At 70.8% G+C, this 1,772-nt stretch carries 5 protein-coding genes; 2 read left to right on the top strand and 3 right to left on the bottom strand.

The genetic code is table 11. The features are described 5' to 3' along the window. The coding region (locus ACOJSN_RS12440) for a hypothetical protein (protein WP_420112816.1) at window positions 1-268 on the top strand (268 nt) is incomplete at its 5' end. Here ACOJSN_RS12440 and tadA read toward each other — a convergent pair. The 3 genes from tadA to ACOJSN_RS12455 are packed head-to-tail and all read right to left on the bottom strand — an operon-like array spanning window position 203 to window position 1,310. Beyond that, window positions 203-655, bottom strand: coding sequence for a tRNA adenosine(34) deaminase TadA (gene tadA / locus ACOJSN_RS12445; RefSeq protein ID WP_420112817.1), 453 nt, complete (start codon window positions 653-655; stop codon window positions 203-205). The two genes, ACOJSN_RS12440 and tadA, sit on opposite strands and share 66 nt — an antisense overlap. Before the next feature lie 11 nt (window positions 656-666). Then, entirely contained in the window at window positions 667-1,068 is a 402-nt protein-coding gene (locus ACOJSN_RS12450) for a PIN domain-containing protein (RefSeq protein WP_420112818.1), read from the bottom strand. After that, window positions 1,053-1,310 carry a type II toxin-antitoxin system Phd/YefM family antitoxin gene (locus ACOJSN_RS12455; RefSeq protein ID WP_420112819.1) on the bottom strand — a complete coding sequence of 86 codons (258 nt, stop codon included), beginning with the start codon at window positions 1,308-1,310 and terminating at the stop codon, window positions 1,053-1,055. The genes ACOJSN_RS12450 and ACOJSN_RS12455 overlap by 16 nt, the downstream gene beginning before the upstream one ends. A gap of 215 nt (window positions 1,311-1,525) precedes the next feature. Between ACOJSN_RS12455 and ACOJSN_RS12460 the strand changes: the two genes are divergently transcribed. Beyond that, on the top strand, window positions 1,526-1,772 hold a 247-nt coding region (locus ACOJSN_RS12460), incomplete at its 3' end, for a hypothetical protein (protein WP_420112820.1).

The following is a 1,772-nucleotide window of genomic DNA, read 5'->3' on the forward strand; positions in this document are numbered from 1 at the left end:
CCGCGCTATCTCGCTCGACGTGCCTGAGGCTGTGCTGGATCGCCGTCGCACCGCCCTCGAGGCTAGCGGCGGGTACAAGCCGAAGGACCGGCAGCGGCCGGTCTCGGCCGCGCTGCGCGCCTACGCTGCGTTCGCGCAGTCGGCGGACAAGGGCGCGATCCGGATCGTGCCCGAGGACCTGCCGGTGGTCACCGCGCCGCGGTCAGCGGCGCCGGGCGGCGAAGAAGTCCTTCAGGAGCCGGCCGCACTCGTCGGCTCGGACGCCTGAGGTCACCTCGGGGCGGTGGTTGAGCCGGGGATCGGCGAGCACGTCGCTCACCGACCCGGCTGCCCCCGCCTTCGGGTCGAGCGCCCCGAACACCACGCGGTCCACACGGGAGAGCACGATCGCGCCCGCGCACATCGTGCACGGCTCCAGCGTCACCACGAGCGTGCAGCCACCGAGGTGCCACCGACCCCGCGCGAGGCCCGCCTCGCGCAAGGCGAGGACCTCCGCATGAGCCGTGGGGTCGCCGTCGACCTCTCGCCTGTTATGGGTGGCGACCACGACGGCGCCGCTCTCGTCGAGCACGAGCGCCCCGATCGGCACGTCCCCCAGGTCGCGTGCCTGTTCAGCCTTCTCGATGGCCAGCCCCATGGCCTCGTCGTCGTCCACGCGCCCAGTATTCAGGGTGCCTCGTCAGCGACCACGCCGGGAAGGTCACCGAACCGCGCTGCAGCGTCACGACTCACGACCACTCGACGGCTCTCGACAGCATGGGCCGCGATGATGAGATCGTGCGCGCCGCGCGGCCGACCGGTGCGGCGAACGTGCGCGAGCAGTTGACCGTGCTCGGCGGCGGTCGCCTCGGTGTAGTCGAGGACATCGAGACTCGAGAGCATCGCTGCGAGGATGCGAGCACGCTCGGCCGCACGCTCGGGCGTGTCCGCAAGCTCGATGCCGACACGGAACTCGGCCACGGTGATGGCGCCGATGGCGATCTCGTCGTCATCGAACTTCTCTCGCGGGATCGTTCCCCGCTCGTACGCGATCAGCAGGTTCGTATCGAAGATCAGCTCTCGCGCCACGGATCCGACCAGTCGTCGGTGACCCCTCGCAGTGCGGCCGCGATGTCGGCCTCGAGATCGGGGTCCCACGCCGGCGCATGGGAGAGAGCGGCGCGCAGATCCCGCCCGGTCCGACGGCGAGCGGGGCGTATCTCGGCGATCGCGTGCCGCCCACGCGTCACGATGACCGACTCGCCGCGCTCAACGGCGTCCAGCAGGTCGGAGAACCTGCGAGATGCCTCGGTCGCGGTGAGAGTGCGCATGCACCCATGGTATCTGATTATCTGATCGATGGGCTCGTGCCGTAGGCTGGCTCAGGTCGCCCTGATGGATCCGGGGCCACGAGCGAGAGGAGGCCGTCATGTCTGCCATGCATCGCGCCGCCCTCGCCGAGGTCGGCTGAGGCTCACCTCCCCTCGACGGCGGAGCGTGGGCCGCCACGACGGCGCCCTGTGGGCGCTTCGAACCGAGGAACCTCATGCACCTGTTCTCACCGGCGTCGCGCAGCGACGCCATCGACCTGATCCAGACCTTCTCCCCCGCCCCCGACACCCCGGGGCAGCGGTTGCTGTTCGCGCAGCCCTCCCTCGATCGGCTCTTCGATCGCGGCCAACGCGCGCCCGAGCGGGTGTGGACCGTCCGATCCGACGACGGCGGCGCGACCGGCCTGCTCGCCGGTCGCCTCATGGGTGACTTCGCCCTGCTGGACATGCTGTCGCTGCCCA

The organism is Pseudactinotalea sp., assembly GCF_048594945.1.
In the GTDB taxonomy this organism is placed as follows: Bacteria; Actinomycetota; Actinomycetes; order Actinomycetales; family Beutenbergiaceae; genus Pseudactinotalea.

Bases quoted from the DNA above. Each gene is read 5' to 3' on its own strand.
- ACOJSN_RS12455 (WP_420112819.1), bottom strand. From the start codon at position 1,310: ATGCGCACTCTCACCGCGACCGAGGCATCTCGCAGGTTCTCCGACCTG.